General features: G+C 63.0%; 22 protein-coding genes and 1 tRNA gene. 10 read left to right on the forward strand and 13 right to left on the reverse strand.

From position 1 onward, the window contains the following. Positions 1–40: 40 nt before the first annotated feature. Positions 41–526 (reverse strand): acyl-CoA thioesterase, encoded by a 486-nt coding sequence (locus tag ACVC7O_RS11235; RefSeq protein WP_458322223.1) that lies wholly within the window; start codon positions 524–526, stop codon positions 41–43. Positions 527–622: 96 nt separating this feature from the next. On the opposite strand from ACVC7O_RS11235, the gene ACVC7O_RS11240 reads away from it, so the two are divergent. Beyond that, complete coding sequence (locus ACVC7O_RS11240) at positions 623–2,242, forward strand: long-chain fatty acid--CoA ligase (protein WP_458322224.1); 1,620 nt, start codon at positions 623–625, stop codon at positions 2,240–2,242. A gap of 81 nt (positions 2,243–2,323) precedes the next feature. Next, positions 2,324–2,767 (forward strand): hypothetical protein, encoded by a 444-nt coding sequence (locus ACVC7O_RS11245; protein ID WP_458322225.1) that lies wholly within the window; start codon positions 2,324–2,326, stop codon positions 2,765–2,767. Positions 2,768–2,786: 19 nt separating this feature from the next. Here the strand turns inward: ACVC7O_RS11245 and ACVC7O_RS11250 are convergent. The 4 genes from ACVC7O_RS11250 to speB form a co-directional block, all read right to left on the reverse strand. Then, positions 2,787–2,860: transfer RNA gene (locus tag ACVC7O_RS11250), tRNA-Gly, on the reverse strand. A 46-nt stretch (positions 2,861–2,906) separates the two neighbouring features. After that, on the reverse strand, positions 2,907–3,758 hold the full coding sequence (locus ACVC7O_RS11255) for a class I SAM-dependent methyltransferase (RefSeq protein WP_458322226.1): 852 nt from the start codon (positions 3,756–3,758) through the stop codon (positions 2,907–2,909). Continuing rightward, the gene (locus ACVC7O_RS11260) at positions 3,755–5,803 is read right to left on the reverse strand and encodes an ASKHA domain-containing protein (RefSeq protein ID WP_458322227.1); all 2,049 of its coding nucleotides are present in this window, start codon (positions 5,801–5,803) and stop codon (positions 3,755–3,757) included. The genes ACVC7O_RS11255 and ACVC7O_RS11260 overlap by 4 nt, the downstream gene beginning before the upstream one ends. Before the next feature lie 152 nt (positions 5,804–5,955). Next, positions 5,956–6,927 (reverse strand): agmatinase, encoded by a 972-nt coding sequence (speB, locus tag ACVC7O_RS11265; protein ID WP_458322228.1) that lies wholly within the window; start codon positions 6,925–6,927, stop codon positions 5,956–5,958. A gap of 162 nt (positions 6,928–7,089) precedes the next feature. Between speB and guaB the strand changes: the two genes are divergently transcribed. The 6 genes from guaB to ACVC7O_RS11295 all read left to right on the forward strand — a co-directional run bounded on the left by guaB (position 7,090) and on the right by ACVC7O_RS11295 (position 16,652). Further along, a complete protein-coding gene (guaB, locus tag ACVC7O_RS11270) occupies positions 7,090–8,538 on the forward strand; it encodes an IMP dehydrogenase (RefSeq protein WP_458322229.1) in 1,449 nt (482 codons plus the stop codon). Positions 8,539–8,575: 37 nt separating this feature from the next. Further along, on the forward strand, positions 8,576–9,739 hold the full coding sequence (locus ACVC7O_RS11275) for an RsmB/NOP family class I SAM-dependent RNA methyltransferase (RefSeq protein ID WP_458322230.1): 1,164 nt from the start codon (positions 8,576–8,578) through the stop codon (positions 9,737–9,739). 147 nt (positions 9,740–9,886) lie between these two features. Beyond that, positions 9,887–12,139, forward strand: coding sequence for an ATP-binding protein (locus ACVC7O_RS11280; protein ID WP_458322231.1), 2,253 nt, complete (start codon positions 9,887–9,889; stop codon positions 12,137–12,139). A gap of 326 nt (positions 12,140–12,465) precedes the next feature. Continuing rightward, the gene (gene recA, locus ACVC7O_RS11285; RefSeq protein ID WP_458322232.1) at positions 12,466–13,545 is read left to right on the forward strand and encodes a recombinase RecA; all 1,080 of its coding nucleotides are present in this window, start codon (positions 12,466–12,468) and stop codon (positions 13,543–13,545) included. 157 nt (positions 13,546–13,702) lie between these two features. Continuing rightward, entirely contained in the window at positions 13,703–16,360 is a 2,658-nt protein-coding gene (gene alaS, locus ACVC7O_RS11290) for an alanine--tRNA ligase (RefSeq protein WP_458322233.1), read from the forward strand. Between the two features lie 4 nt (positions 16,361–16,364). Continuing rightward, on the forward strand, positions 16,365–16,652 hold the full coding sequence (locus ACVC7O_RS11295; protein WP_458322234.1) for a DUF1330 domain-containing protein: 288 nt from the start codon (positions 16,365–16,367) through the stop codon (positions 16,650–16,652). A 43-nt stretch (positions 16,653–16,695) separates the two neighbouring features. Here ACVC7O_RS11295 and typA read toward each other — a convergent pair whose 3' ends face one another. From typA to ACVC7O_RS11310, 3 genes are all read right to left on the reverse strand, one after another. Further along, the gene (gene typA, locus ACVC7O_RS11300; protein ID WP_458322235.1) at positions 16,696–18,513 is read right to left on the reverse strand and encodes a translational GTPase TypA; all 1,818 of its coding nucleotides are present in this window, start codon (positions 18,511–18,513) and stop codon (positions 16,696–16,698) included. Between the two features lie 111 nt (positions 18,514–18,624). Continuing rightward, positions 18,625–18,960: a DMT family transporter gene (locus ACVC7O_RS11305; RefSeq protein ID WP_458322236.1), complete on the reverse strand. Its 336-nt coding sequence runs from the start codon at positions 18,958–18,960 to the stop codon at positions 18,625–18,627. A 10-nt stretch (positions 18,961–18,970) separates the two neighbouring features. Continuing rightward, positions 18,971–19,429: an Lrp/AsnC family transcriptional regulator gene (locus tag ACVC7O_RS11310; protein ID WP_458326082.1), complete on the reverse strand. Its 459-nt coding sequence runs from the start codon at positions 19,427–19,429 to the stop codon at positions 18,971–18,973. A gap of 115 nt (positions 19,430–19,544) precedes the next feature. On the opposite strand from ACVC7O_RS11310, the gene ACVC7O_RS11315 reads away from it, so the two are divergent. Then, on the forward strand, positions 19,545–19,748 hold the full coding sequence (locus ACVC7O_RS11315; RefSeq protein WP_458322237.1) for a DUF6356 family protein: 204 nt from the start codon (positions 19,545–19,547) through the stop codon (positions 19,746–19,748). A 6-nt stretch (positions 19,749–19,754) separates the two neighbouring features. Here ACVC7O_RS11315 and ACVC7O_RS11320 read toward each other — a convergent pair whose 3' ends face one another. From ACVC7O_RS11320 to ACVC7O_RS11340, 5 genes are all read right to left on the reverse strand, one after another. After that, positions 19,755–20,369, reverse strand: a complete 615-nt coding sequence (locus ACVC7O_RS11320) for a YitT family protein (protein WP_458322238.1) — start codon at positions 20,367–20,369, stop codon at positions 19,755–19,757. A 123-nt stretch (positions 20,370–20,492) separates the two neighbouring features. Next, a complete protein-coding gene (locus ACVC7O_RS11325; protein ID WP_458322239.1) occupies positions 20,493–21,707 on the reverse strand; it encodes an NADP-dependent isocitrate dehydrogenase in 1,215 nt (404 codons plus the stop codon). A 161-nt stretch (positions 21,708–21,868) separates the two neighbouring features. Beyond that, positions 21,869–22,453: an HD domain-containing protein gene (locus ACVC7O_RS11330; protein ID WP_458322240.1), complete on the reverse strand. Its 585-nt coding sequence runs from the start codon at positions 22,451–22,453 to the stop codon at positions 21,869–21,871. Next, entirely contained in the window at positions 22,446–22,688 is a 243-nt protein-coding gene (locus ACVC7O_RS11335; protein ID WP_458322241.1) for a hypothetical protein, read from the reverse strand. The genes ACVC7O_RS11330 and ACVC7O_RS11335 overlap by 8 nt, the downstream gene beginning before the upstream one ends. Before the next feature lie 4 nt (positions 22,689–22,692). Further along, the gene (locus ACVC7O_RS11340) at positions 22,693–23,346 is read right to left on the reverse strand and encodes an alpha/beta hydrolase (protein ID WP_458322242.1); all 654 of its coding nucleotides are present in this window, start codon (positions 23,344–23,346) and stop codon (positions 22,693–22,695) included. A gap of 182 nt (positions 23,347–23,528) precedes the next feature. On the opposite strand from ACVC7O_RS11340, the gene iscR reads away from it, so the two are divergent. Next, positions 23,529–23,987, forward strand: coding sequence for a Fe-S cluster assembly transcriptional regulator IscR (gene iscR / locus ACVC7O_RS11345; RefSeq protein WP_458322243.1), 459 nt, complete (start codon positions 23,529–23,531; stop codon positions 23,985–23,987). The last annotated feature ends 26 nt before the right edge of the window (positions 23,988–24,013 follow it).

Genomic DNA, 24,013 nt, shown 5'->3' on the forward strand with positions numbered 1-24,013 from the left:
TTTGTGCAGGCGGGTTGGGTGGGCTTCAGGCCACCCTTGGTCACCCCGCCTCATCCTGCGCGCCGTCCACCTCGATGAACCTCTGGCGCAGCTCTGCGGGTATCGAAAAGCGCCCCGCGCCATCGCTGGTCAGCAGCACCAGCACGCAGTCAAACGTCGCGCGCAGCGTGCCACCTGACCAAAGGGTCTGCGTCAGCGAGAAGGAGGTGGTGCGAAAGGCCGTGCAGCCACAGGTCACCACGTAATCCTCGTCCATCAGCATCTCTTTGCGATAGTGGATCTGTCCTGAGCGGATCACGATCCGCGGGTCTTCAGCGGACCCCAGGTACCGCGACACGCCCCAGTCCTGCGTATATCTGATCCGCAACCGCTCGAACCACTGCATGTAAACGGCATTGTTGACGTGGTTGAGCACGTCGAGCTCGGAAAACCGCACGCGGTCCGCCATGGCCAGCGGCGCCACCGGGTCGAGGCCAAGCTCCAGCTGAACTTCGGGGGAGAGCGGGGTGTGATAACGCAAGTCCATGGCCGTCCCTTACGAAGTGGCGCGCATTTTGCCAAGCCTTGCCAGCGTCCCGGCGTCATTGCAGGGTGGTCGGCGCAGCAAAAGCAGGAGAGAACAATGCTCGGCCAAATGATGACCGCGCCGCTTTTGATTTCAGGCCTGATCGACCATGCCGCACGCTACCACGGCGACACCGAGATCGTGTCGATCAACACCGGTGGGGGGAGCGAGGTCACAACATGGGGGCAGGTGGCCCGCAGCGCGCGGCGGCTTGCATCCGCCCTCACGGCACGCGGGCTCGGGCCTCAGGCGCGCTGTGGTACCATCGCGTGGAACAATAGGCGGCACCTCGAGATTTACTTCGGCGTCTCGGGCGGCGGCTTTGTCTGCCACACGATCAATCCTCGGCTGTTTCCGGAGCAGCTCGTCTACATCATCAACCACGCCGAGGACGAGGTGCTGTTCATCGACAGCACCTTTGTGCCGCTGGTGGCCAGCCTGCGTGAAGAGCTCAAGAGCGTTAAACTCATTGTGCTTCTGGAGGCGGAGACCGGCGCGGCGGCCGAGACTTTGCCGGAGCTCATCGCATATGACGATCTTCTGGCCGAGGGCGCGTGTGACTTCGACTGGCCGAGTTTCGATGAACAGACCGCCTCGAGCCTCTGCTACACCTCCGGCACCACCGGGCATCCGAAGGGGGTGCTGTTCTCGCACCGCTCCACGGTGCTGCACAGCCTCGCTTGCAACCTGTCCGACAGCCTCGGCTTTTCAGCGATGGATGTGGTGCTGACCGTGGTTCCGATGTTTCATGTCAACGCTTGGGGCACGCCCTATGCCTGCGCGGTGGTCGGCGCGCGCATGGTGCTGCCGGGCCCGGGCCTCGACGGCGCCTCACTTGTCCAGCTCATCGACACGCATCGGGTGTCCATCGCTCTGGGTGTGCCGACCATCTGGCAGGGTCTTCTCGGAGAGGCCGAGCGCACGGGAAGCGCGCTCGCATCGCTCAAACGCACGGTTGTGGGGGGCTCGGCCTGCCCACCTTCAATGATCGCCACCTTCCGTGATCGCTATGACGTGGAAACGCTGCACGCCTGGGGTATGACCGAAATGTCGCCCATCGGCTCGGTCAACCAGCCCCTGGCCAAGCACCTCGATCTAGACGCCGATGCGCGGCACCTGCTGCGTGAGAACCAGGGCCGTCCGCCCTGGGGTGTCGAATTGAAAATCGTCGACACCTCAGGCGCGCCGCTGCCCCACGACGGGCAAACGCAAGGCGAGTTGCTGGTGCGCGGGCATTTCATTCTCGACGCGTATTTTCACATGAGCCGCGACGAAACCCTGCAGGACGGCTGGTTCAACACCGGTGACATCGCAACGATTGACCCCGACGGCTACCTGACCATCCGTGACCGCGCCAAAGACATCATCAAGTCCGGCGGCGAATGGATCAGCTCGGTGGAGCTCGAGAACATTGCGATCGCGCATCCGGAACTGGCCGATGCCGCTGTGATCGGCGCGCCGCATCCGAAGTGGGGCGAACGCCCCGTCCTGGTGGCCGTGAAAGCGCAGGGCTGCGACCCCGCGCCTGCCGATGTGCTGTCGATCTTCGACGGCAAGATCGCCAAGTGGCAGACGCCTGACACCGCCGTGTTCGTCGAAACCCTGCCGCGCAATGCGACCGGCAAGGTCCTGAAGCGTGACCTGCGCGCCACTTTCGCGAACATCCTGACCGGGTAAGGCAGTTTTAACCCACATCCGGCAAAAAAGGCTTAGAAGGGGTTCAACCCTAGATTTAACGCCCTTTGCCGGAGACACGCGATGAAACTGCATGCCCTGATCCTTGCCGCAGCCCTTCCGACCACTGCGCTCGCCGGCCCTGACCGGCTCTCGATCCTGCTGGGGTCAGAGCATTTCGATGCTCAGGAAGACTTTCGCGAGTTCAATCCGGGTGTCTTCCTGACGTGGGAAGGCCCGACCTTCGACTATACGGTCGGCGTTTTCCAGAATAGCTACTCCAACGTCTCGCCACTTATCTCGATCGGATACGATATTGAGGTGGCAACCGAATTCGAGGTCGGCGCCTTCGCCGGTCTGGCGATCTACCCGGGCGAGGGGGACCGCTTTGACCACTCCATCGGTAACGTGGTCCCGCTGATCGGTCTGCAGGCCCGCTACCGCAACTTCTTTGCGCAACTGCTCCCGGCAGACGGTCAATCGACCGATGGCGTGCTGGCCTTCGGCCTCACATTCGCGCTGGACTGATTGGAGCTTCAAACGGCTGTGGAGCGGGTAACGGGAATTGAACCCGTAACTTAAGCTTGGGAAGCTCGCGTGATACCTTTTCACCATACCCGCGCTCAGCGCTCGGCGTAATTCTTTCGCCGGAGCGGGTCAAGGCCCATCACATGTCTGGACGGCGCGCGCTGAAGAAATTGATCTCGGCGGGCACCCGCACGCCCTCGGGCGTCTCGAACGGGCGGAGTGCTTCCTCGACCTTGGCAGTGATTGCCGCACTATCGGCGGCGCTGCCCTGGAAGTACTCCACCGTCCGCGCCGCGGGGCCAATGCTCGTCGCCATCTCTGCGACGTCGGCGCGTGTTCCGGGCGGCGTGAGGGCGATCTCCACGGTCTCGGCCTCGATGCGGTCAAAGCCTGCCTTTGAAAGAATGCCCCGCACGCGCGCGGTCTCGCGGAAGGCGAAGGGGCCCGGTTCATCCGGGTCCACGCTCGGCGGCGCGCCCAACACCTCCTTGGCAGCCTGGACGGCAAGGCCAAACCACGGATTGTTCGGGAAAGCGCCCCAGCACGCGAAAGTCACATGAGCTCCGGGCTTCAAGCCGCTCAGAATATTGGCAAAGGCCGCTTCAGGCTTCGCAAAGAACATCACCCCAAAACGCGAGATCATATGATCGAAGCGTTGATCGTTGAAAACATGATGCGCCGCGTCCGCTTCGGCAAAGGCGATGTTGGTCCGAGCCCCGGCGCGGCTTCGGGCCAAATCGAGCATGGTCGGCGAGATATCCGCACCGAGCACATGTCCACGCTCTCCGACCATATCCGCCGCCTGCAAGGTGCTGGCGCCGGTGCCGCAGCCGATGTCCAGCAAGCTGTCGCCCGATGTCAAAGGTGCGCGTGACAGGACGCCATCCAGCACGGGCTGCATGAGCGCATCTAGCAGTTCCTGCTGCTCCACCCATTTCGGGCCAGCTTGCGCTGTCCAGAAATCCGCCTGTTCGCTGTTGTCCTGGGTCATGCCCGGCGCCTCCTGCGGCGCCCGCCGCTGGTGGCATCCGTGCCGCTGCTACCTGTGTTAAAGGTGGTCTCGGGCAGTGTCACGATGGAATTGAGAATGGGGAAGGGCTCGACGGCATTCGGGATCGCTGAGGCATTCACGAAATGCTCCTGAAAGCGCGGCTCAATCGCGGTCTCGACCTTATGGATCGCCCGCACCGTCGCCTCGATTTCGGCTCGCGCGCCGGTGTTGAGAAGGGCGATGCGCGCACCGGTCCCTGCCGCGTTCCCAGCGGAGGTCACCTTGTCGAGCGGCGCATCGGGGATCATCCCCAGCACCATGGCATGCTTGGTTGAGATATGCGCGCCGAACGCACCCGCGAGCACGACGCGGTCCACCTTGTCGACACCGAACTTGTCCATCAACAGCCGCGCACCAGAGTAGAGCGCCGCCTTCGCCATCTGGATTTCACGGATATCACGGTTCGTGATGGTGATCTTCGGCCCGCCCGCCTCGGTGCCGTCATAGAGCAGGTAGGAGTAGGTGCGCCCGTCCTGGAAGCATCGCTCCGTGCCGGTCTGCTCGGGTGAGCCGATCAGCCCCGGTGCATCCACGATGCCGTGGATACGCATCTCGGCCACCATTTCGATGATGCCCGAGCCGCAGATGCCGGTCACACCGGTCGTGGCGATCATCGCGTCAAAACCGTCTTCGTCCGACCACAGATCAGAGCCGATCACCTTGAAGCGCGGCTCTTTCGTCGCAGGATCGATCTCGACCCGCTCGATGGCCCCCGGGGCCGCGCGCTGACCGGAGCTGATCTGGGCCCCTTCAAAGGCGGGCCCGGTGGGCGAGGAGCAGGCGAGCACCTTTTCTCTGTTCCCCAGCAGAATCTCCGCATTGGTGCCCACATCCACAACCAGTACCAGATCGTCCGACTTATCCGGCGCCTCGGATAGGGCGACAGCGGCGGCATCTGCGCCCACATGCCCGGCGATGCAGGGCAGCAGGTAAATCCGCGCCGAGGGGTGGATGTTCAACTCTAGATCATCCGCGCGCAGCCGCAGCGCGTTGTTGGTCGCCAAGGCAAATGGTGCCTGGCCCAGCTCAAAAGGGTCAATGCCCAGCAGCAGGTGGTGCATGACCGGATTGCAGACAAAGACGGCATCGACAATAAGCTCCTTGTCGATCTCCGCCTCCGCCGCGATCTGGGTGAAGAGCCCGCACATGCCCTCGCGCACCGCGCGGGTCATCTCTTCCGCGCCCTTGGCATTCATCATGGAATATGAGACCCGGCTCATCAGGTCCTCGCCAAAGCGGATCTGCGGGTTCATCACGCCCGAGGAGGCCAGCACCTCGCCGGTCTGCAGATCACAGAGATGCGCTGCGATGGTGGTCGAGCCAAGGTCGACCGCCAGCCCGTAAACCGTGCCGTCATAATACCCCGGCCAAATATTCATGATGCGCGGGCGGTTTTCCTTGTCGCCCAAGTGGACCGCAACGGTCACCTTCCACTCACCCTTGCGCAGGATTGGCTGCATCGACTGCAGAATATGCAGGTCGGCCGTGACCTTGCGCAGGCCCCATTGGCTCTTGAGCGCGGCGCGCAGGCGTTCCAGATCGCCCGAGGGGTCGTGCATGTCGGGTTCTTCCACCTCGACATAGAAAAGCTTGGTGGAGGGGTCGAGCAGGATTTCCCGCGCCTCGGCCCGCTTGCGCACCACTTGTTTGTGCACTTGGCTTTCGGGCGGCACGTCGATGACCACATCGCCCTGTACCGTCGCCTGACAGCCCAGGCGGCGCCCCTTGGCCAGCCCGCGCTTCTCGTCGTACCGCGCCTCAACGCTATTCCACTCCGACAGCGCGTCCTCCCGAACTGTCACCCCATGTTTCGAGAATTCGCCATAGCTCGGCGTGATCTGGCATTTCGAACAGATACCACGCCCGCCACAGACGGAGTCGAGGTCCACCCCCAGCTGCCGCGCTGCTGTCAGGATCGGCGTACCGGTCGGAAACCGCCCCCGTTTGCCCGAGGGGGTAAAGACCACAAGGGGATCACTGCTCATCTTATCGTCACACCTGTTCTTGACCTTTGGGCGGAGCTTACCGTGGCACCGCCCGTGCTCATACTGATCTGCGTCACTTAATATGCCGAGCGCGGCATTGCCCGCCTGTATTTGTCATAACGATTATGAACATGCGTTGAACGGCCCAAGGATCAGACCTGCTGCCGCGCATGAAAGATGAAGCCGAGCGTGTTCAGGAGAAGCTGTGCAGCAAGGATGGCGGTGGACCCCGATGGGTCATAGTCGGGGGCCACTTCGACCAGATCGATCCCCACCACCTCATGCCGCTTGGCGAGCGCTTGTAGCATCTCCAGCACTTCATAGTAGAGAAACCCGCCGTGGCTCGGCGTGCCGGTGCCGGGTGCGATCGAAGGGCAGAAAGCGTCGATATCGATGGTCACATAGACCGGCGCGCCCTCGGGTATGGTCCCGATCACCCCGGACGGTCCCATCTTGCGCGCCTGCCGCACCGAGATGATCTGCGATCCCATGGCTCGCGCATCTTCATAGCCTTCCCGCGCGGTGGAACTGACATTGCGGATGCCCACCTGGCTCAGCCCGGTGACATAGGGCTGCTCCGCCGCACGCCGCATCGGGTTGCCATGCCCGTGTCGCACGCCATGCCGCTCGTCGACAAAATCCAGATGCGCGTCGATCTGCAGAATATGGAATGGACGCCCCGTATAATCCGGCCCACCGAAGGCCCGGATGCAAGGGATATTCACCGAGTGATCACCGCCAATCACCACGGGCAGGGCGCCCGCGCGCAGGATCGCCCGCACGCCAACCTCGATATTCGCGTGGCTCGCCTCGGTATCCGTATGCACGATGTCGGCGTCACCAATATCCACGATGCGGACAGCCGCGGGCAGATAGGTCGCATCATCTTCGTGATCGTAGGCGCCTGCATGCCCAAAGCTGAACAGCGTCGAGGCCTCGCGCACGCCCCGCGGGCCGAACCGCGCACCCGCGCGCCACTGCGTGCCCGCATCGAAGGGCGCCCCGAGGATCGCCACCTCCGCCGAGATCGCCCCCCAATCCGACACGTAAGGCCGCTTGCCGAAGGTAGAAATCCCCACAAACGGCAGATCAAGCCTGCCGCTGTCATACCCGTGTTCTGCCATTCCGCCCTCCGCCTGTCTCTGCGCCCGGTGACCTTGAAACCCGCACACGGGTTTGGCAATGCCCGCCGGTTCGCGCCCGCGCCCGATTTTGCCCTTTTCATTTTCGCCGACGCGTGAAATAGGAAACTGCCAAATGAGACACTCCGCGCGCGAGGTATGCTAATGGAGATTCGTGAGGCTCTCACCTTTGATGATGTGCTGCTGGTGCCCGGCGCCTCCTCTGTGCTGCCGTCCACCGCAGACACCCGGACGCGGGTGACCCGGGCAATTTCGATGAACATTCCGCTGCTGAGCTCGGCGATGGATACGGTCACCGAAGGCCGCATGGCCATCGCCATGGCGCAGGCAGGCGGCATCGGCGTGGTGCACCGCAATCTCAGCATCGAAGAGCAGTCGCGCGAGATCCGCCGCGTGAAACGCTTCGAGAGCGGCATCGTCTACAACCCGATCACCCTGCGCGCCGATCAGACCCTGGCCGATGCCAAGGCGCTGCAGGACCGCTACCGCGTCACCGGCTTCCCGGTGGTGGATGAGAAGGGCCGCGTCGTGGGTATCGTGACCAATCGCGATATGCGCTTCGCTTCCGATGATGACACGCCGGTCTCGGTGATGATGACCTCCGACAATCTCGCGATCCTGCACGAGCCTGCAGACCGCGAAGAGGCGATCAGCCTGATGAAGGCCCGCCGCATCGAAAAGCTCTTGATCACCGACAAGGGCGGCAAGCTCACCGGCTTGTTGACGCTGAAAGACACCGAACAGGCCGTGCTGAACCCGACGGCTTGTAAGGACGGCCTTGGCCGCCTTCGCGTCGCCGCCGCGACGACCGTAGGTGACGCGGGTTTTGAGCGCTCCGAAGCGCTGGTGGATGCGGGCGTCGACATGATCGTGATCGACACGGCACATGGGCATTCCGAAGGCGTGGCCGCTGCCGTGCGCCGCGCCAAGGCGCTCTCGAACGAGGTGCAGATTGTCGCGGGAAATGTCGCGACCGGCGAGGCCACACGCGCGCTGATCGACGCGGGCGCCGATGCTGTGAAGGTCGGGATCGGGCCGGGGTCGATCTGTACCACGCGCATGGTCGCGGGCGTCGGCGTGCCGCAGCTCACCGCCATCATAGACTGTGCGGCAGCCGCCGGAGACACACCGGTCATCGCAGATGGAGGTATCAAGTTTTCCGGCGATTTTGCCAAGGCCATCGCGGCCGGGGCCTCCTGCGCGATGGTGGGAAGCATGATCGCGGGCACGGATGAATCTCCCGGCGAAGTCATTCTCTACCAAGGCCGCAGCTTCAAAAGCTATCGCGGCATGGGATCGCTCGGTGCCATGGCAAGCGGCTCGGCGGATCGGTATTTCCAGAAGGACGCCGCCAGCGACAAGCTGGTACCGGAGGGCATCGAAGGGCAGGTGGCCTACAAGGGCAGCGCTGCCGCTGTCGTTCACCAGCTGGTCGGAGGCCTGCGTGCAGCCATGGGCTACACCGGTTGCGCCACGGTCGATGAGATGCGCAGCAACTGCCAGTTCGTGAAGATCACCGGCGCCGGGCTCAAGGAGAGCCATGTGCATGATGTGCAGATCACCCGCGAGAGCCCGAATTACCGGGTGGGGTGATGGCGCGTCGCTGCGTTTGGTTGGGTGAGGTGGCCCCATGACCCCGGGGGCGCGGGTGGCCGCGGCAATCGAAATACTCGACACGATTTCGGCAGGCGCCGCCGCGGAACAGGCCCTGACCCAATGGGCCCGGCGCAGCCGCTTTGCCGGATCGAAGGACCGCGCAGCCATCCGTGACCATGTCTTCGACGCCTTGCGCCGGTTACGCTCGGCGGGGGCCGCCGGAGGTGGCACAAACGGGCGCGCGGTGATGATCGGCTTGTTGCGCGAGGAGGCTCTCGACCCCGCTCAGCTCTTCACTGGCGAAGGTCACGCGCCCGCAGCGCTGTCCGAGCAGGAGGCGAACGCGCCGTCCTCGGATGCTCCGATTGGCGTGCGATGGAACCTGCCGGATTGGCTGGTATCGGAGCTGACCGAGAGCCTCGGCCCACAGGCCGAAGCGACCGCACTCGCTTTACAGACCCGCGCGCCCATCACGCTGCGCGTCAACACCAGTAGGGCGACACGCGCCATGGCACAGGAGGCGCTGAAGGCCGATGGAATCGCCACGAGCCTGAACCCGCTCTGCGACACGGCGCTGACCGTCACAGAGGGCGCCCGTCGCGTGACGCAATCGCGCCCATTCCAGGATGGCTGGATCGAACTGCAGGATGCCGCCTCCCAAGCCGTTGTCGCGGCTTTGCCCAACGGCGCCCGCTGCCTGGACTACTGCGCGGGAGGCGGTGGCAAGTCGCTTGCCATGGAGGCGGCGGGCCGCACGGTCTTTGCCCATGACGCCGCACCCGCGCGGATGAAAGACCTGCCAGCGCGTGCTGAGAGGGCAGGGGCCAGCATCCCCCAACTCGACGCCGCGACGCTAGAGCAACAAGCCCCCTTCGACATCGTGCTCTGCGACGCGCCCTGTTCCGGCAGCGGTGCATGGCGGCGCGCGCCCCACGGCAAGTGGGCGCTGACGCCCGAGCGATTGTCGGAATTGACGACAATCCAGGATGACATTCTCCATGCGGCCACCAAGCTGGTCGGCCCTGACGGCACGCTCGCCTATGCGACCTGCTCCGTGCTTAAGTGCGAAAACGAGGACCGGGTCGCCGCCTTTCTGTCTCGCCAGCCCGACTGGCGCTGCTGCTTTCAGCGCCGCATTGACGTTCAGCAACACGGCGACGGTTTTTTCACAGCACACTTGACGCGCGTTAAACTCTGACGATACTCAACCTCTGCGAGCAACGCCCGACGTGGTTAAGCCTAGATTAAGCAATCAGGCGTGTAGTTGCAGGAACGATTCGAACCGTCTGGGAGCCTGAATTTGTCGCGCGGCGCACTCACTTCCTCCAAGCTGACACATTTTGCCGTGAGCGCACAAAAGCGGCTTGGTACATTGGTGTTAATCGCTGTTCTGCTTGGAGTTTTGGCGCTTGCGACCACCGATCTGACCGCCCGCCGCGCGCTCTTTGCCGGGTGCCTGTCGCTGCTGGCGATCTGCTGCATTCTGATGGCGATTGCACAGCGTCACCTGAAACGACGCGCGGCGGCTGTAAGCACGCTTTCGGATTTCATCTTCAACGATTCGTCGCCCAGCTTCCTGGTCGATCCGCAGGGAGAGATCCTCTCGGCCAACCTCTCAGCCCAGAAACGGTTCGACAAGGACCTTGATCCGACCATCAGCAGCACCCTGAAAAACACACTCGCCAACCCCAGCGGGATCGTTTTCCGCCTTCAGTCCCGCGCCGATCAGGATGGCGCCGCACGCGAGGATCTCGTCACCCGGCGCGGCCACATTCGGCTCGCCGTGCATCAGGCGGGCGAAGAGATGTATCTGTGGCGCCTCGAGGACGTGCCCGCCGCGGCGCAGGCCACCGAAGGGCCCGCATTGCCGATGATCCTCGTCGGTCGCACGAACGCGGTGCTCTATATGAACGAACAGGCGCGCAAGATTGCCGGTGGGCGCGTGAAGACGCTCGACCGTCTCTTTGAACAGCTGCCCGTCGTCTCGGGCACGGTCTGCGACATTTCCGGCGCCAACGGTCTCACCCGCGTGCGGATTTGCGAGATGGACGCCGGGGCCGGGCGCCGCGCGCTCTATCTGCTGCCGCCGGGCGTCGAGACCATGTCGAAGGATGGCTGGAACGTCTTCCAGGACCTGCCGGTGCCGCTCCTGAAGATCGGCCAGAAAGGAGATGTGCAGGCCTATAACCGCCTCGCCGCCGGCCTGATCGGCGTGGGCTTGAAGGACAAGGTGCCGCTCTCCGATCTGATGGAAGGTCTGGGGCGCTCAATCACTGATTGGTTGGCCGAGACTTTGGCCGGGCGGGGCCCGCAGCAATCCGAGTTTCTGCGCCTCAAGCGGACCGACAAAGAGGTCTTCGTGCAAGTCACGCTCAACCGCGTGACCGAAGATGGCAAGCCTGCGCTGATCGCGGTGCTCAACGACGCAACCGAGTTGAAATCGCTGGAAGCGCAATTCGTGCAGAGCCAGAAGATGCAGGCCATCGGGCAATTGGCTGGCGGCGTCGCGCATGACTTCAACAACCTGCTCACCGCGATTTCGGGGCACTGCGATCTGCTGCTGCTGCGCCACGACCAAGGCGATCCAGACTTCAGTGATCTTGTGCAGATCAACCAGAACGCCAATCGCGCCGCGGCACTGGTTGGCCAGCTTCTCGCCTTCTCGCGCAAGCAGACGCTGCGACCCGAGACACTCGACATGCGGGATACCCTGTCGGACCTCACACATCTGCTGAACCGGCTGGTGGGCGAAAAGATCACGCTGACCCTCAGCCACGACCCCGTTCTGGAGCCGATCCGCGCCGACAAACGGCAGCTCGAGCAGGTGTTGATGAACCTCGTAGTGAACGCCCGCGATGCGATGCCACAGGGCGGTCAAATCCGGATCGTGACCGAATGCACCGACCTCGAAGAGCCACTGGAACGCGACCGGGTGCGCGTGCCGCCCGGGCGCTACGTGACCGTGCAGGTGTCTGACGATGGCGTGGGCATCCCCTCGGACAAGCTGCAGAAGGTCTTCGAGCCTTTCTTCACCACCAAGCGCACCGGCGAGGGCACCGGCCTCGGTCTCTCCACCGCTTACGGGATTATCAAACAGACCGGCGGCTACATCTTTGTCGACAGCACCGTTGGCTCAGGGACCTGTTTCACGCTGTACTTCCCGGTGCTGGAGCCGTCCGAAGTCACGGCACCGGCGCCGCGCGAGGAAAAGCCAGCACCGGCGCCGAAACACGGCGATGGCGTGATCCTTCTGGTCGAGGACGAAGCTCCCGTGCGCGCCTTCGCCAGCCGCGCCTTGCGGTTGCGCGGTTATACCGTGCTCGAAGCCGATTCTGCCGAAGCTGCCCTCAAGACGCTGGAGGATTCCTCGCTGAACGTCGATGTTTTTGTGACCGATGTGGTGATGCCCGGCATGGACGGCCCCAGTTGGGTCCGCAAGGCGCTAAAAGACCGTCCCGGCGTGCGCGTGGTCTTCGTCTCGGGCTACGCCGAAGACAGCTTCGGCGAGACCCAGATCAAGATTCCGAACTCGGTCTTCCTGCCAAAACCGTTTTCTCTGAATGATCTGACGGACACCGTGCACCAACAGCTGCACTGAGCGCCCGCGATCCGCGCTGGCTTCATCTCAGATATCTCAGGCGATCACCGCCACAAAGCGGCCTCCGATACATCCGCCAGAGATGCTCACCTCCCCTCGCAAGACGCTGTTCCAGAATGATATTCTTTCTCGTTGCGCGTGCGGCCGCCCAAAACACGTGTCCTTAAACCAGTCTTTAACCAGATTCGGCAGACTATCAATTCGTGAAATTTTGATTGAAATGTTCTCTTTTTGATCTCATAAGGAACACAATGAGAACATCACAATACGAAACGCTGGCCCGGATTGCCGTGTTTCGCGAAGTGTGACACTAAGAGGAAGCGAAAATGGCAACGGCAGATTTATTGAGCATGGACAGCAAGAAGACAGCAGACAAGCAGAAGGCGCTTGATTCCGCACTGGCGCAGATCGAGCGCCAATTCGGCAAGGGCTCGATCATGAAGCTGGGCACCGAAGGCGCGGTGCAGGACATCAAGGCCAGCTCGACCGGGTCGCTCGGCCTCGATATCGCGCTTGGTATCGGCGGGCTGCCCATGGGCCGCATTGTGGAGATCTACGGGCCGGAAAGCTCGGGCAAAACAACCCTGACACTGCACTGCGTCGCCGAGCAACAGAAGGCGGGCGGCGTCTGCGCCTTTGTCGATGCCGAGCATGCGCTCGACCCAACCTATGCCAAGAAGCTCGGCGTCGATCTCGATGAGCTGCTGATCAGCCAGCCCGACACCGGCGAGCAGGCGCTCGAGATCACCGACACGCTGGTCCGCTCTGGTGCTGTGAACATGGTCATCGTCGACTCTGTGGCCGCTCTGACACCGAAATCCGAGCTGGAAGGTGACATGGGCGACAGCTCCGTCGGCGTGCAGGCCCGCCTGATGAGCCAGGCGATGCGCAAGCTGACGGGCTCCATCAGCCGCTCCAACTGCATGGTGATCTTTATCAACCAGATCCGCATGAAGATCGGTGTTATGTTCGGCTCACCAGAAACCACCACGGGCGGCAATGCGCTTAAGTTCTATTCCTCCGTCCGCCTCGACATCCGCCGCATCGGCGCGCTGAAGGATCGCGACGAGGTCGTGGGCAACCACACCCGCGTGAAAGTCGTGAAAAACAAGGTCGCCGCGCCCTTCAAGCAGGTGGAATTCGACATCATGTACGGCGAGGGGATTTCCAAGATGGGCGAGCTGCTCGATCTGGGCGTCGCCGCGGGTGTCGTGGACAAATCCGGCTCCTGGTTCAGCTATGGCGACGAGCGCATCGGGCAGGGGCGAGAGAACGCCAAAAGCTTCCTGCGCGAGAACGAGCAGATGGCGCTGGAGATCGAGGACAAGATCCGCGCCGCACATGGGCTCGATTTCGACATGCCCGAGCACGAGCGCAAAGAAGACGACGACATCCTCGAAGCGTAGAACGCACCTTCACCCGTCGCGCAATCCCAGCGCAAAAATCACTCCGGACACAGGGCGGCCCACACGGCGGCCCTGTTTTCGTTCGCAATCGCCGTGGACAGCCGCGAACCACCGGGTTATCTCAGCCAAGCTAACCTCACGCTTAAGGGCCACTGCGATGCAAACGCTGAACGATATCCGCTCCACCTTCCTGTCCTTTTTCGACAAGCAGGGTCACGCGGTTATCCCGTCGAGCCCGCTGGTGCCGCGCAACGACCCCACGCTGATGTTCGCCAATTCCGGCATGGTGCAGTTCAAGAACCTCTTCACCGGAGTGGAAACGCGCGACTACAAGCGCGCGACGACGGCCCAGAAATGCGTCCGCGCGGGCGGCAAGCACAACGATCTCGACAACGTCGGCTACACCGCGCGTCACCATACCTTCTTCGAAATGCTGGGGAATTTCAGCTTCGGCGACTACTTCAAGGATGAGGCGATTGCCTTCGCATGGAGCCTCGTGACGGGTGATCTGGGCATCGACAAATCGCGCCTCTACGTCACCATCTATCACACCGATGACGAGGCGGCCGAGATCTGGAAGAAGGTCGGCGTGCCGGAAGACCGGATCATCCGCATCGCCACAAATGACAACTTCTGGATGATGGGTCCGACTGGCCCCTGCGGCCCTTGCACCGAGATCTTCTATGATCACGGTGACCACATCTGGGGTGGTCCTCCCGGCAGCCCGGAAGAGGATGGCGACCGCTTCGTCGAGATCTGGAACCTCGTCTTCATGCAGTACGAGCAGTTCGAGGATGGCACCCGTCGCGATCTCGCCGCCCAATCCATCGACACCGGCATGGGGATCGAGCGCGTGGCCGCACTCTTGCAGGGCACGAATGATAACTACGCCACGGACCTGATGCGCGCGCTCATCGAGGCGTCCGCCGATGCCACCAGCACTGACCCAGATGGCCCCGGCAAGACCCACCACCGCGTGATCGCCGACCACCTGCGCTCGACCTCCTTCCTGATGGCCGATGGGGTGATGCCGTCGAACGACGGGCGCGGCTATGTCCTGCGCCGCATCATGCGCCGCGCCATGCGGCACGCGCATCTGCTCGGCGCCAAGGACCCCCTGATGCACAGGCTGGTGCCCTCGCTGGTGCAGAAGATGGGTGCTGCCTATCCGGAACTTGGCCAGGCGCAGAGCATGATCGAACAGACGCTGTTGCAGGAAGAAACGCGCTTCCGCCAGACGCTCGACCGCGGCCTGAAGCTGCTCGACGAAGAGCTTGCCGATCTCCCCGACGGCGCGGATTTGCCCGGCGCCTCCGCCTTCAAACTCTATGACACCTACGGCTTCCCGCTCGACCTCACCCAGGACGCCTTACGCGAAAAGGGCCGTGCCGTGGATACCGACGGCTTCGACGCCGCCATGGCCGAACAGAAGGCCAAGGCCCGCGCCGCGTGGTCCGGCTCAGGTGAGGCGGCGGACGCCACCATCTGGTTCGATGTAGCCGACCAGCACGGCACCACCGATTTTCTCGGCTATGACACCGAGACTGCCGAAGGCCAGATCGTCGCTCTTGTGAAAGACGGCAAAGAGGTATCCACCGCTGCCGCCGGAGACACCGTTCAGATCGCCCTGAACCAGAGTCCATTCTACGCTGAAAGCGGGGGGCAGGTAGGCGACAGCGGTGTGATCCGGACCCCGGATGGCACCGCAAAGATCACCGACACCCGCAAGACCGCTGATGTCTTTATCCATATCGCGACGGTCACAGACGGAACGATCAAGACCGGCGAGGCTGCGGTGCTCGAGGTCGATCACGCCCGGCGCACCGCGATCCGCGCCAATCACTCCGCAACGCACCTGCTGCATGAAGCGCTGCGCGAGGCTCTGGGCGATCATGTCGCGCAGCGTGGCTCGCTCAATGCCGAGGACCGCCTGCGCTTTGACTTCAGCCACACCCAGGCGCTCAGCCTCGAAGACCTCGCGCAGGTCGAAGCGGATGTGAACGCCTACATCCGTCAGAACGGCCCGGTCGAAACCCGCATCATGACGCCGGATGACGCCCGCGCGCTCGGCGCCCAGGCGCTCTTCGGCGAGAAGTACGGCGATGAGGTGCGCGTCGTCTCGATGGGCCGCCAGCCCGGTTCGGGCAAGGGCAGCGATGGCGAGACCTATTCGCTGGAGCTCTGCGGCGGCACCCATGTGCGCCAGACCGGCGACATCGGCGCCTTCGTCACCCTCGGCGACAGCGCCAGCAGTGCCGGGGTGCGCCGGATCGAAGCGCTCACCGGGGCGGCTGCGATGCAATACCTGCGCGCGCAGGACCACCGCCTCGCCGAAGTGGCCACGGACCTCAAGGCTCAGGCGTCTGACGTGCCCGACCGTGTCCGCGCGCTCCTCGACGAGCGGCGTGCCCTCACAAACGAAGTGGCCCAGCTGCGGCGCGAATTGGCGATGGCCGGTGGCGGCACATCCGGCACGCCTGAAACGCGCGAGATCGCGGGCATCCCCTTTATGGCGCAGGTGCTCTCGGGCGTGACAGGCAAGGATCTGCCCGCGCTCGTAGACCAATTCAAAGACAAGTTGGGTCGTGGCGCGGTGCTGCTAATCGCCGATGCCGATGGCAAGGCTGCGGTCGCCGCAGGCGTGACAACAGACCTGACGGATCAAATCTCGGCTGTCGACGTGGTGAAGGCCGCCGTGGCGGAGCTCGGCGGTAAGGGCGGGGGCGGCCGGCCCGATATGGCGCAAGGCGGCGCGAAGGATGCGGCCAATGCCGACGCCGCCATTGCCGCCGCGGAAAAAGTCTTGGAGGGATAATCCAATGGGCGCACTCTGGATCGCACATGTCACCGTCACGGACGAAGAAGCCTACGGCAAATACGCGGCCCTCGCCACCGAGGCGATTGCGGCACACGGCGGCCATTTCATCGCCCGCGGCGGGCGGTTCGTCCAGTTGGAGGGCCAGGCACGGCCCCGCAATGTGGTCGCCCGCTTCCCTGACGTCGAGACCGCAGAAAAATGCTATAATTCAGAGATCTATCAACGTGCCTTAAACCACGCGCGCGATGCCTCTGAACGCGAGCTGATGATCATCGAGACCAGCGAATAAGCACCGGTTCTTCACCCTTCCGGAAATACTCGAATCCGAAGCGTCAGCCTGCCTTCGCCATGCGCTTGCGTTCATGCGGATCCAGATACCGCTTGCGCAACCGCACAGCGTTTGGTGTCACCTCGACCAGCTCATCATCGTCGATATAGGCAATCGCCTCTTCCAGTGACAGCGTCATCGGGGTGGTCAGCCGCACCGCCTCATCCGAACCCGAGGCCCGCACGTTTGTCAGCTTCTTACCCTTGAGCGGGTTCACTTCCAGATCGTTTTCCCGGCTGTGCTCACCGATGATCATGCCGGTGTAAACATCCGTCTGCGCCCCGATCATCATCTTGCCCCGCTCTTCGAGGTTCCACAGCGCGTACGCCACCGACGCACCGTTCTCCATCGAGATCAGCACACCTGCTCGCCGCCCCGGAATGGGCCCCTTGTGCGGGGCCCAGTCATGGAACACGCGGTTCAAGACACCGGTGCCGCGCGTGTCGGTCAGGAACTCGCCGTGATAGCCGATGAGGCCGCGCGACGGCACATGCGCCACGATCCGGGTCTTGCCCGCACCCGCCGGTTTCATCTCCACGAGCTCACCGCGGCGCACCCCGGTGATTTTCTCAATCACGGCACCGGAATACTCGTCATCCACGTCAATGGTGGCTTCCTCGATGGGCTCGTGGCGCACGCCATCGATCTCGCGAAAGAGCACCTGCGGACGGGAAATCGATAGCTCGAACCCCTCGCGGCGCATGTTCTCGATCAGCACGCCCATCTGCAATTCGCCGCGCCCCGCAACCTCGAAGGCCTCACCCCCGGGCGTGTCAGAAACCTTGATCGCCACATTGCTCTCGGCCTCCTTCATCAGCCGCTCGCGGATGACACGCGACTGCACCTTCTTGCCATCGCGGCCTGCGAGCGGGCTGTCGTTGATGCCGAAGGTCACAGTGATGGTGGGCGGGTCGATCGGCTGCGCGGGCAGGGCCTCTGTGACCTGCGGCGCGACGATGCTATCCGCCACGGTCGCCTTCGCCATCCCGGCGAGGCTCACAATGTCACCCGCTTCGGCCAGATCAATCGGCTGCTGCGTCAGCCCCCGGAACGCGAGGATCTTGGTCACGCGGAAGTTCTCGACCAGCGTGCCATCGCGTGACAGCGCCTTCACCGTCTCCCCGGCCTTCAACGTGCCGGACTCGACGCGCCCCGTCAGGATACGCCCGATGAACGGATCCGCACCGAGGGTCGTGGCCAGCATGCGGAAGGGCTCCTCGCGCTGTGCCACCTGCGACGGCCCGGGCACATGGTCCACGATCAGATCGAAGAGCGCGGAGAGATCCTCGCGCGGGCCGTCCAGCTCCATATCCGCCCAACCGTTGCGGCCCGAGGCGTACATCGCCGGGAAATCCAGCTGGTCGTCATCGGCGCCGAGATTGGCAAAGAGATCAAAGCATTCATCCAGCGCCCGGTCGGGCTCGGCATCGGGTTTGTCCACCTTGTTCAGCACCACGATCGGGCGCAGCCCGAGCGCCAGCGCCTTGGAGGTCACGAACTTCGTCTGTGGCATCGGCCCTTCCGCCGCATCAACGAGCAGCACAACGCCGTCCACCATGCTCAGAATGCGCTCCACCTCACCGCCGAAATCGGCGTGGCCGGGCGTGTCCACAATGTTGATCCGCGTGCCCTTCCATTCGACGCTGGTCGCCTTGGCCAGGATGGTGATGCCCCGCTCGCGCTCCAGGTCATTGCTGTCCATGGCGCGCTCCGCCGTCGCCTGATTTTCCCGGAAGGTGCCCGATTGCTTGAGCAATTCATCCACCAGCGTGGTCTTGCCGTGGTCAACGTGAGCGATGATTGCGATGTTACGCAGGTCCATGAGATGCGCCTTTGAACTGGGGAGAAACGCGCCGCGGCACGCATGTTGTGGGGCGCATACCGCGCCATCGGCCAGAATGCTAGGGGAAATCGCTGCTGTGCAGCGATGCGGTTAATGCGAAATGGTGCCCGACAGAAGATGGATCACCAGGATGCCGGAAATGATCAGCCCCAGCCCGATGACCGCGGGCAGATCGAGCCGCTGTCCGAAGATGACAAAACCGATCAGGGCTATGCAGATGATCCCGAGCCCGGACCAGATGGCATAGACCACACCCACCGGCATGAACCGCAGCGTCAGCGCCAGCAGGTAGAACGACACGCCATAGGCCAGCACCACGAGCACCGAAGGCCAGAACCGGCTGAACTGAGCCGAGGCCTGCAGCGCGGTGGTGCCAATCGTCTCGGCCACCACGGCCGCGATCAGATAGAGGTAGTGCAGGGGCATGGCCAACCTTTCAAAGCGGCAGTTCAGACGTGTCCTTGATCTGCTCCATCACGAAGCTGGCCGAGACATCCGACAGCGGCACCCGCGCGATCAGCGCCTGGTAGAGCCGGTCATAATCGGCCATATCCGCGACCTGCGCGCGCACCAGATAATCCAGATCCCCGCTCATCCGGTAAACGCCGAGGATCTCGGGCAAGGCGCGGGTGGCCTTGCGAAAGCGCTCAAGCCAATCGGGCGCATGTGCGTTGGTCCGGATCATGATGAACACCGTGAGCCCGAGGCCCAGCTTGTCCGGGTCCAGCACCGTGACTCGCCGCGTGATCACTCCGGCCTTCTCCAGCGCCTTGATCCGCCGCCAGCAGGCGTTGCGGCTGAGGTTCACCGCCTGACCGAGCGCATCCAAGGCCATGCTGGCGTCACGTTGCAAATGGATGAGGAGTCGCCGGTCGATATCATCAATTGTCACCATAAACGTCATACTGATGCGACATTGTCTCACAGTCAATCGCGGCTATGTGACATTTTGGGACACTATCACAGCATGATCGCGATAGATAGGCTGCACCATCACAGGAGGCAGCCCCATGTTTCAACGCATCTTTCTCGATCATCCGTCAACCGTGAACGAAAGCTTTTTCCAGCACATGCGCTTCGCACTGGGTTTTGCCGGCCTCCTGCTGGCTGCGGGCGGCGCGGCACTGGTGCATGCGCTGATCCCATGCCTCTTTGAAAAGACAGCAGGCCAGATCGTGCGCAAGCTGCATCACCGGATCGAAAACCGACACTGAGCCCGCTCAGGTGGCGATGTAACGGTCCCGCCGATGGTTGAAGGTGATCACGAGGTTCAGCACCACGGCCCCCAACAGGGAATAGAGCACCACCGGCGTGGGGAAGAGCCAGAAGGCCGCCCCGAAAATCACCGCGTCCGCGATGAGCTGCACCCAGCCCGCCTTGAACCCCGTGGTGTCTTGCACCAGCAGCGCCACGACCCCCAAACCACCCATGGAGCCGTTGTGCCGGAACATCGCCAGCAGGCCGATGCCCACCAGCGCGCCAAAGCTCACCGCTCCCAGGGCCGGGTCCAGCATCTCGAACTGCATGCCAAGCGGCAGTGCCTCGGTGACCAGAGACATCAGCGTGACCGAGATCAGCGATTTCACCGTAAACTCCAGCCCCAACCGCCGGTAGGCCAGCGCGTAGAACGGCAGGTTGATCAGGAAGAACATCACCCCAAAGGAATATCCGGTGAGGTAGGAGGCGATCACTGCGAGCCCGGCGGTCTGCCCGGTGATCAGCCCCACGGAGGTGAGCACATGCACCCCGAGGCTGCACAGGAAGATGCCCAGCCCAAGGCCCTGGATATCTTCCCAGCGCGTGTGCTTCTTCGGATCTTGAGAGGAGACCTGCATGTGCCGCGCATAGCTTGCGCGTCTCGGGCATGTCCACAGGTTGACCCGGGACGGGAGGGGCAGGGCGCGCTCGGGGCGCGCCACTGCCAAAAACTTGGGCAGCGCCAGGCTGCCGGACGCCGTTTAGCCAGCCAGCGCCTTGTTCAGGTTCTCGTCGACTTTTTCGAGGAACCCCATGGTGGTCAGCCACTTCTGGTCCGGGCCGACCAGCAGCGCGAGATCCTTGGTCATGAAGCCGCTTTCCACCGTCTCCACGATGACTTTCTCCAGCGTTTCCGCAAAGTTCATCAGCGGCGCGTTGTCGTCGAGCTTGGCGCGGTGCTTGAGACCCCCGGTCCAGGCGTAGATTGACGCGATGGAGTTGGTCGAGGTCTCTTCACCTTTCTGGTGCTGGCGATAGTGACGCGTCACCGTACCGTGCGCGGCCTCTGCTTCGACGATCTTGCCATCGGGCGTCATCAGCTGCGAGGTCATCAGCCCCAGCGAGCCAAAGCCCTGCGCCACGGTGTCGGACTGCACATCCCCGTCATAGTTCTTACAGGCCCAGACAAAGCCACCGTTCCACTTCATCGCACAGGCGACCATATCATCGATCAGGCGGTGTTCGTAGATGATGCCCTTGGCCTTGAACTTCTCTTCGAACTCTTCCTCGTACACCTTCTGGAACAGCTCCAGGAAGCGGCCATCATATTGCTTGAGGATCGTGTTCTTGGTCGACAGATACACTGGCCAGCCAAGATTCAGACCGTAATTCATCGAGGCGCGGGCAAAGTCGATGATGGAGTTGTCGAGGTTGTACATGCCCATGTAGATGCCCGCCGACGGCGCGTTGAACACTTCGCGCTCGTCCACGGTGCCGTCTTCACCCTCGAACTTCAGGGTCAGCTTGCCCGGCCCGGGGAATTTCATGTCCGTCGCGCGGTACTGATCCCCAAAGGCGTGGCGACCGATCACGATCGGCTGGGTCCAGCCCGGCACGAGGCGCGGCACGTTCTTGCAGATGATCGGCTGGCGGAAGACCACACCGCCGAGGATGTTGCGGATCGTCCCATTGGGCGAGCGCCACATCTGCTTGAGCCCAAACTCCTCGACGCGCGCCTCATCGGGCGTGATGGTCGCGCATTTCACGCCGACGCCGTATTCCTTGATCGCATTGGCCGCATCCACGGTGATCTGGTCGTCGGTCTCGTCGCGCGCCTCGATGCCGAGGTCATAGTACTTCAGGTCCACATCCAGATAAGGCAGAATGAGTTTCTTCTTGATGAAATCCCAGATGATGCGGGTCATCTCATCGCCGTCGAGTTCGACGACCGGGTTGTCCACCTTGATCTTGGTCATGGGGTTCTCCTGTTTCGGGGTTCGAGTCAATTCGCGCGCGGTTTAGCGCAGTTCGTCTCAGTTGGAAAGATGGTATACAGATGTATACCGACGCTTTCTGCACCAATTCGCCGCCTTCACCGCAATCCTCGCGTGGCCGGTCAGGATGGGCCCCGTGGGGATCAGCCCGCCCGCGCCTGAAACCAGGCTGCCAGCTGCGGGCGCAGCCAGGCCCAGATCCGGGGCGCCCCACGCTGCATCGGGCTGCCGACACGGGCATCGAGATTGTCGAGCGTGACATTATAGTCCGTCCACGACCCACCACCGTTTTCCATGTTGGCCAGCGGGGTAGTCAGGCGGTCGATGGCCTTGGCGAATTGCGCGTCCGGGGTCTCGGCCGCTTCGAACTCGTCCCAGAGCGCACGGTAGGCGGCTCCCTGATCGGAAGGCAGCAGACCAAAGAGCCGATCCGCGGCGGCCTGTTCCGCCGCCTCCTGTGCGGCATGATCGACATCGCCATGGATCGGCGTGTCGCCCGCATCGATCTCCACGATATCGTGCAACAGCAGCATGCGCAGCACGCGGGTGGTCGACACCCCCTCCGGCGCGTGTTCGGCCAGCACCAGCGCATGCAGCATCACGTGCCACGAATGCTCGGCGGAGTTTTCAAAGCGGCTGTCGTCGTGCAGCCGCGAGGCGCGCAGAACCGTCTTCAGCCGGTCTGCCTCGTTCAGAAAGGCGACCTGCGCCGCGATCCGGTCAGCCATCCTTGGGCGGCTCCAGCGTGCGCGCCATCTCATCCTTGAGCGATTTCAGAAGCTCGCGCGCCCGCTGCTCGGCTCGGCGCACGCGGACTGCGGTGAGGTACGCCTCTTCCATGGTCTGCGACGAGCCACCGATGGTATCGGCAATCCGCTGCACAAAGGCATCGTCGCCCGTTGCGTTGATGATCTTGAGGCTTTCCAGCGCCAGTTCGTCCGCGACGTCTTCGACAATGCCCATGGGGTTACCTCGATGTTTCTGTCAGCCGCCGCTTCACATAGGCCGTCGTCGTGTCGATCAGTGTCTCCAGATGCGGCTCTTCAAAGAAATGCCCCGCGCCTTCCACCTGTTCATGCGTGATCGTGATGCCCTTCTGCTCATGCAGCTTGGAGACCAGCGATTCCGTGTCGCTGGGCGGCGCCACGCGGTCGGCGGTGCCGTTGATGATCAACCCAGAGGCCGGGCAGGGCGCGAGGAAGGAGAAGTCGTACATATTCGCCGGTGGCGCCACCGAGATGAAGCCGGTGATCTCGGGCCGCCGCATCAGAAGCTGCATGCCGATCCAGGCCCCGAAGGAAAAACCGGCTACCCAGCAGTGCTTGGAATTGTTATTCATCGACTGCAAGTAATCGAGCGCGGATGCCGCGTCAGACAGCTCGCCGATCCCCTGGTCATATTCCCCCTGGCTGCGCCCGACCCCGCGGAAATTGAACCGCAGCACGGTGAAGCCCATATTATAGAAGGCGTAATGCATCCGGTGCACGATCACGTGGTTCATGGTCCCGCCGAATTGCGGGTGCGGGTGCAGGATGATGGCAATTGGCGCGTCGCGCTCTTTCTGGGGGTGGTAGCGGCCTTCGAGGCGGCCTTCGGGTCCGGGAAAAATGACCTCGGGCATGTGTGTCCCTGTAACAATGTTCCAAGGGCCAGGCGTGAAATCTTGACGGCTTCGCTCAGGCTCTTTAGAACGGTTCTAAATCGTGCGCACTGCGCGTGTCGGAGTGCGAAATCTCGACTTAGGCTTTTAATGAGCTGACGTCAATCATTGCGGGTCTGACCTGCTGCCGGAGGGTCTCGGGCATGAAATTGTCGACGAAGGGGCGCTATGCGATGGTGGCACTGGCCGATATTGCGCTGCAGCCCGAGGGCAGCCTGATCACGCTCAGCGAGATTGCCGAACGACAGTCAATCTCTCTGCCGTATCTCGAACAGCTCTTCGTGAAGCTGCGCCGCGCCGAGCTGGTGACCTCGGTGCGCGGGCCGGGCGGTGGCTATCGCCTTGCGCGCCCGTCATCAGACATCCGCGTCGCGGATGTGCTGGCTGCGGTCGATGAAACGGTGGATGCGATGCACAAGGGGGCAGGGGCTTCGGGCGGCGCCTCCGGCAGCCGCGCGCAATCGCTGACCAACCGCCTGTGGGAAGGGCTCTCGGCGCATGTCTACGTGTTCCTGCACCAGACGCGGCTCTCGGATGTGGTGGCCAACGAGCTTGCGCCGTGCCCGGCGGTGCCCAGCCTCTTTGCAGTTGTGGACGAATGAGGGGGCGCTGCCCCCGGCGCTGCGCG

The sequence above is a fragment of the Roseobacter cerffii genome (genome assembly GCF_054226325.1).

What these genes read in the sequence shown, in the direction of transcription:
- iscR (WP_458322243.1), top strand. Translation starts at nt 23,529, where the DNA reads ATGAAATTGTCGACGAAGGGGCGCTATGCGATGGTGGCACTGGCCGAT.
- ACVC7O_RS11340 (WP_458322242.1), bottom strand. Translation starts at nt 23,346, where the DNA reads ATGCCCGAGGTCATTTTTCCCGGACCCGAAGGCCGCCTCGAAGGCCGC.
- recA (WP_458322232.1), top strand. Translation starts at nt 12,466, where the DNA reads ATGGCAACGGCAGATTTATTGAGCATGGACAGCAAGAAGACAGCAGAC.
- speB (WP_458322228.1), bottom strand. Translation starts at nt 6,927, where the DNA reads ATGGCAGAACACGGGTATGACAGCGGCAGGCTTGATCTGCCGTTTGTG.
- ACVC7O_RS11295 (WP_458322234.1), top strand. Translation starts at nt 16,365, where the DNA reads ATGGGCGCACTCTGGATCGCACATGTCACCGTCACGGACGAAGAAGCC.
- ACVC7O_RS11255 (WP_458322226.1), bottom strand. Translation starts at nt 3,758, where the DNA reads ATGACCCAGGACAACAGCGAACAGGCGGATTTCTGGACAGCGCAAGCT.
- ACVC7O_RS11310 (WP_458326082.1), bottom strand. Translation starts at nt 19,429, where the DNA reads ATGGTGACAATTGATGATATCGACCGGCGACTCCTCATCCATTTGCAA.
- ACVC7O_RS11335 (WP_458322241.1), bottom strand. Translation starts at nt 22,688, where the DNA reads ATGGGCATTGTCGAAGACGTCGCGGACGAACTGGCGCTGGAAAGCCTC.
- ACVC7O_RS11315 (WP_458322237.1), top strand. Translation starts at nt 19,545, where the DNA reads ATGTTTCAACGCATCTTTCTCGATCATCCGTCAACCGTGAACGAAAGC.
- ACVC7O_RS11325 (WP_458322239.1), bottom strand. Translation starts at nt 21,707, where the DNA reads ATGACCAAGATCAAGGTGGACAACCCGGTCGTCGAACTCGACGGCGAT.
- typA (WP_458322235.1), bottom strand. Translation starts at nt 18,513, where the DNA reads ATGGACCTGCGTAACATCGCAATCATCGCTCACGTTGACCACGGCAAG.
- ACVC7O_RS11245 (WP_458322225.1), top strand. Translation starts at nt 2,324, where the DNA reads ATGAAACTGCATGCCCTGATCCTTGCCGCAGCCCTTCCGACCACTGCG.
- guaB (WP_458322229.1), top strand. Translation starts at nt 7,090, where the DNA reads ATGGAGATTCGTGAGGCTCTCACCTTTGATGATGTGCTGCTGGTGCCC.
- ACVC7O_RS11240 (WP_458322224.1), top strand. Translation starts at nt 623, where the DNA reads ATGCTCGGCCAAATGATGACCGCGCCGCTTTTGATTTCAGGCCTGATC.
- ACVC7O_RS11260 (WP_458322227.1), bottom strand. Translation starts at nt 5,803, where the DNA reads ATGAGCAGTGATCCCCTTGTGGTCTTTACCCCCTCGGGCAAACGGGGG.
- alaS (WP_458322233.1), top strand. Translation starts at nt 13,703, where the DNA reads ATGCAAACGCTGAACGATATCCGCTCCACCTTCCTGTCCTTTTTCGAC.
- ACVC7O_RS11320 (WP_458322238.1), bottom strand. Translation starts at nt 20,369, where the DNA reads ATGCAGGTCTCCTCTCAAGATCCGAAGAAGCACACGCGCTGGGAAGAT.
- ACVC7O_RS11235 (WP_458322223.1), bottom strand. Translation starts at nt 526, where the DNA reads ATGGACTTGCGTTATCACACCCCGCTCTCCCCCGAAGTTCAGCTGGAG.
- ACVC7O_RS11330 (WP_458322240.1), bottom strand. Translation starts at nt 22,453, where the DNA reads ATGGCTGACCGGATCGCGGCGCAGGTCGCCTTTCTGAACGAGGCAGAC.
- ACVC7O_RS11305 (WP_458322236.1), bottom strand. Translation starts at nt 18,960, where the DNA reads ATGCCCCTGCACTACCTCTATCTGATCGCGGCCGTGGTGGCCGAGACG.
- ACVC7O_RS11275 (WP_458322230.1), top strand. Translation starts at nt 8,576, where the DNA reads ATGACCCCGGGGGCGCGGGTGGCCGCGGCAATCGAAATACTCGACACG.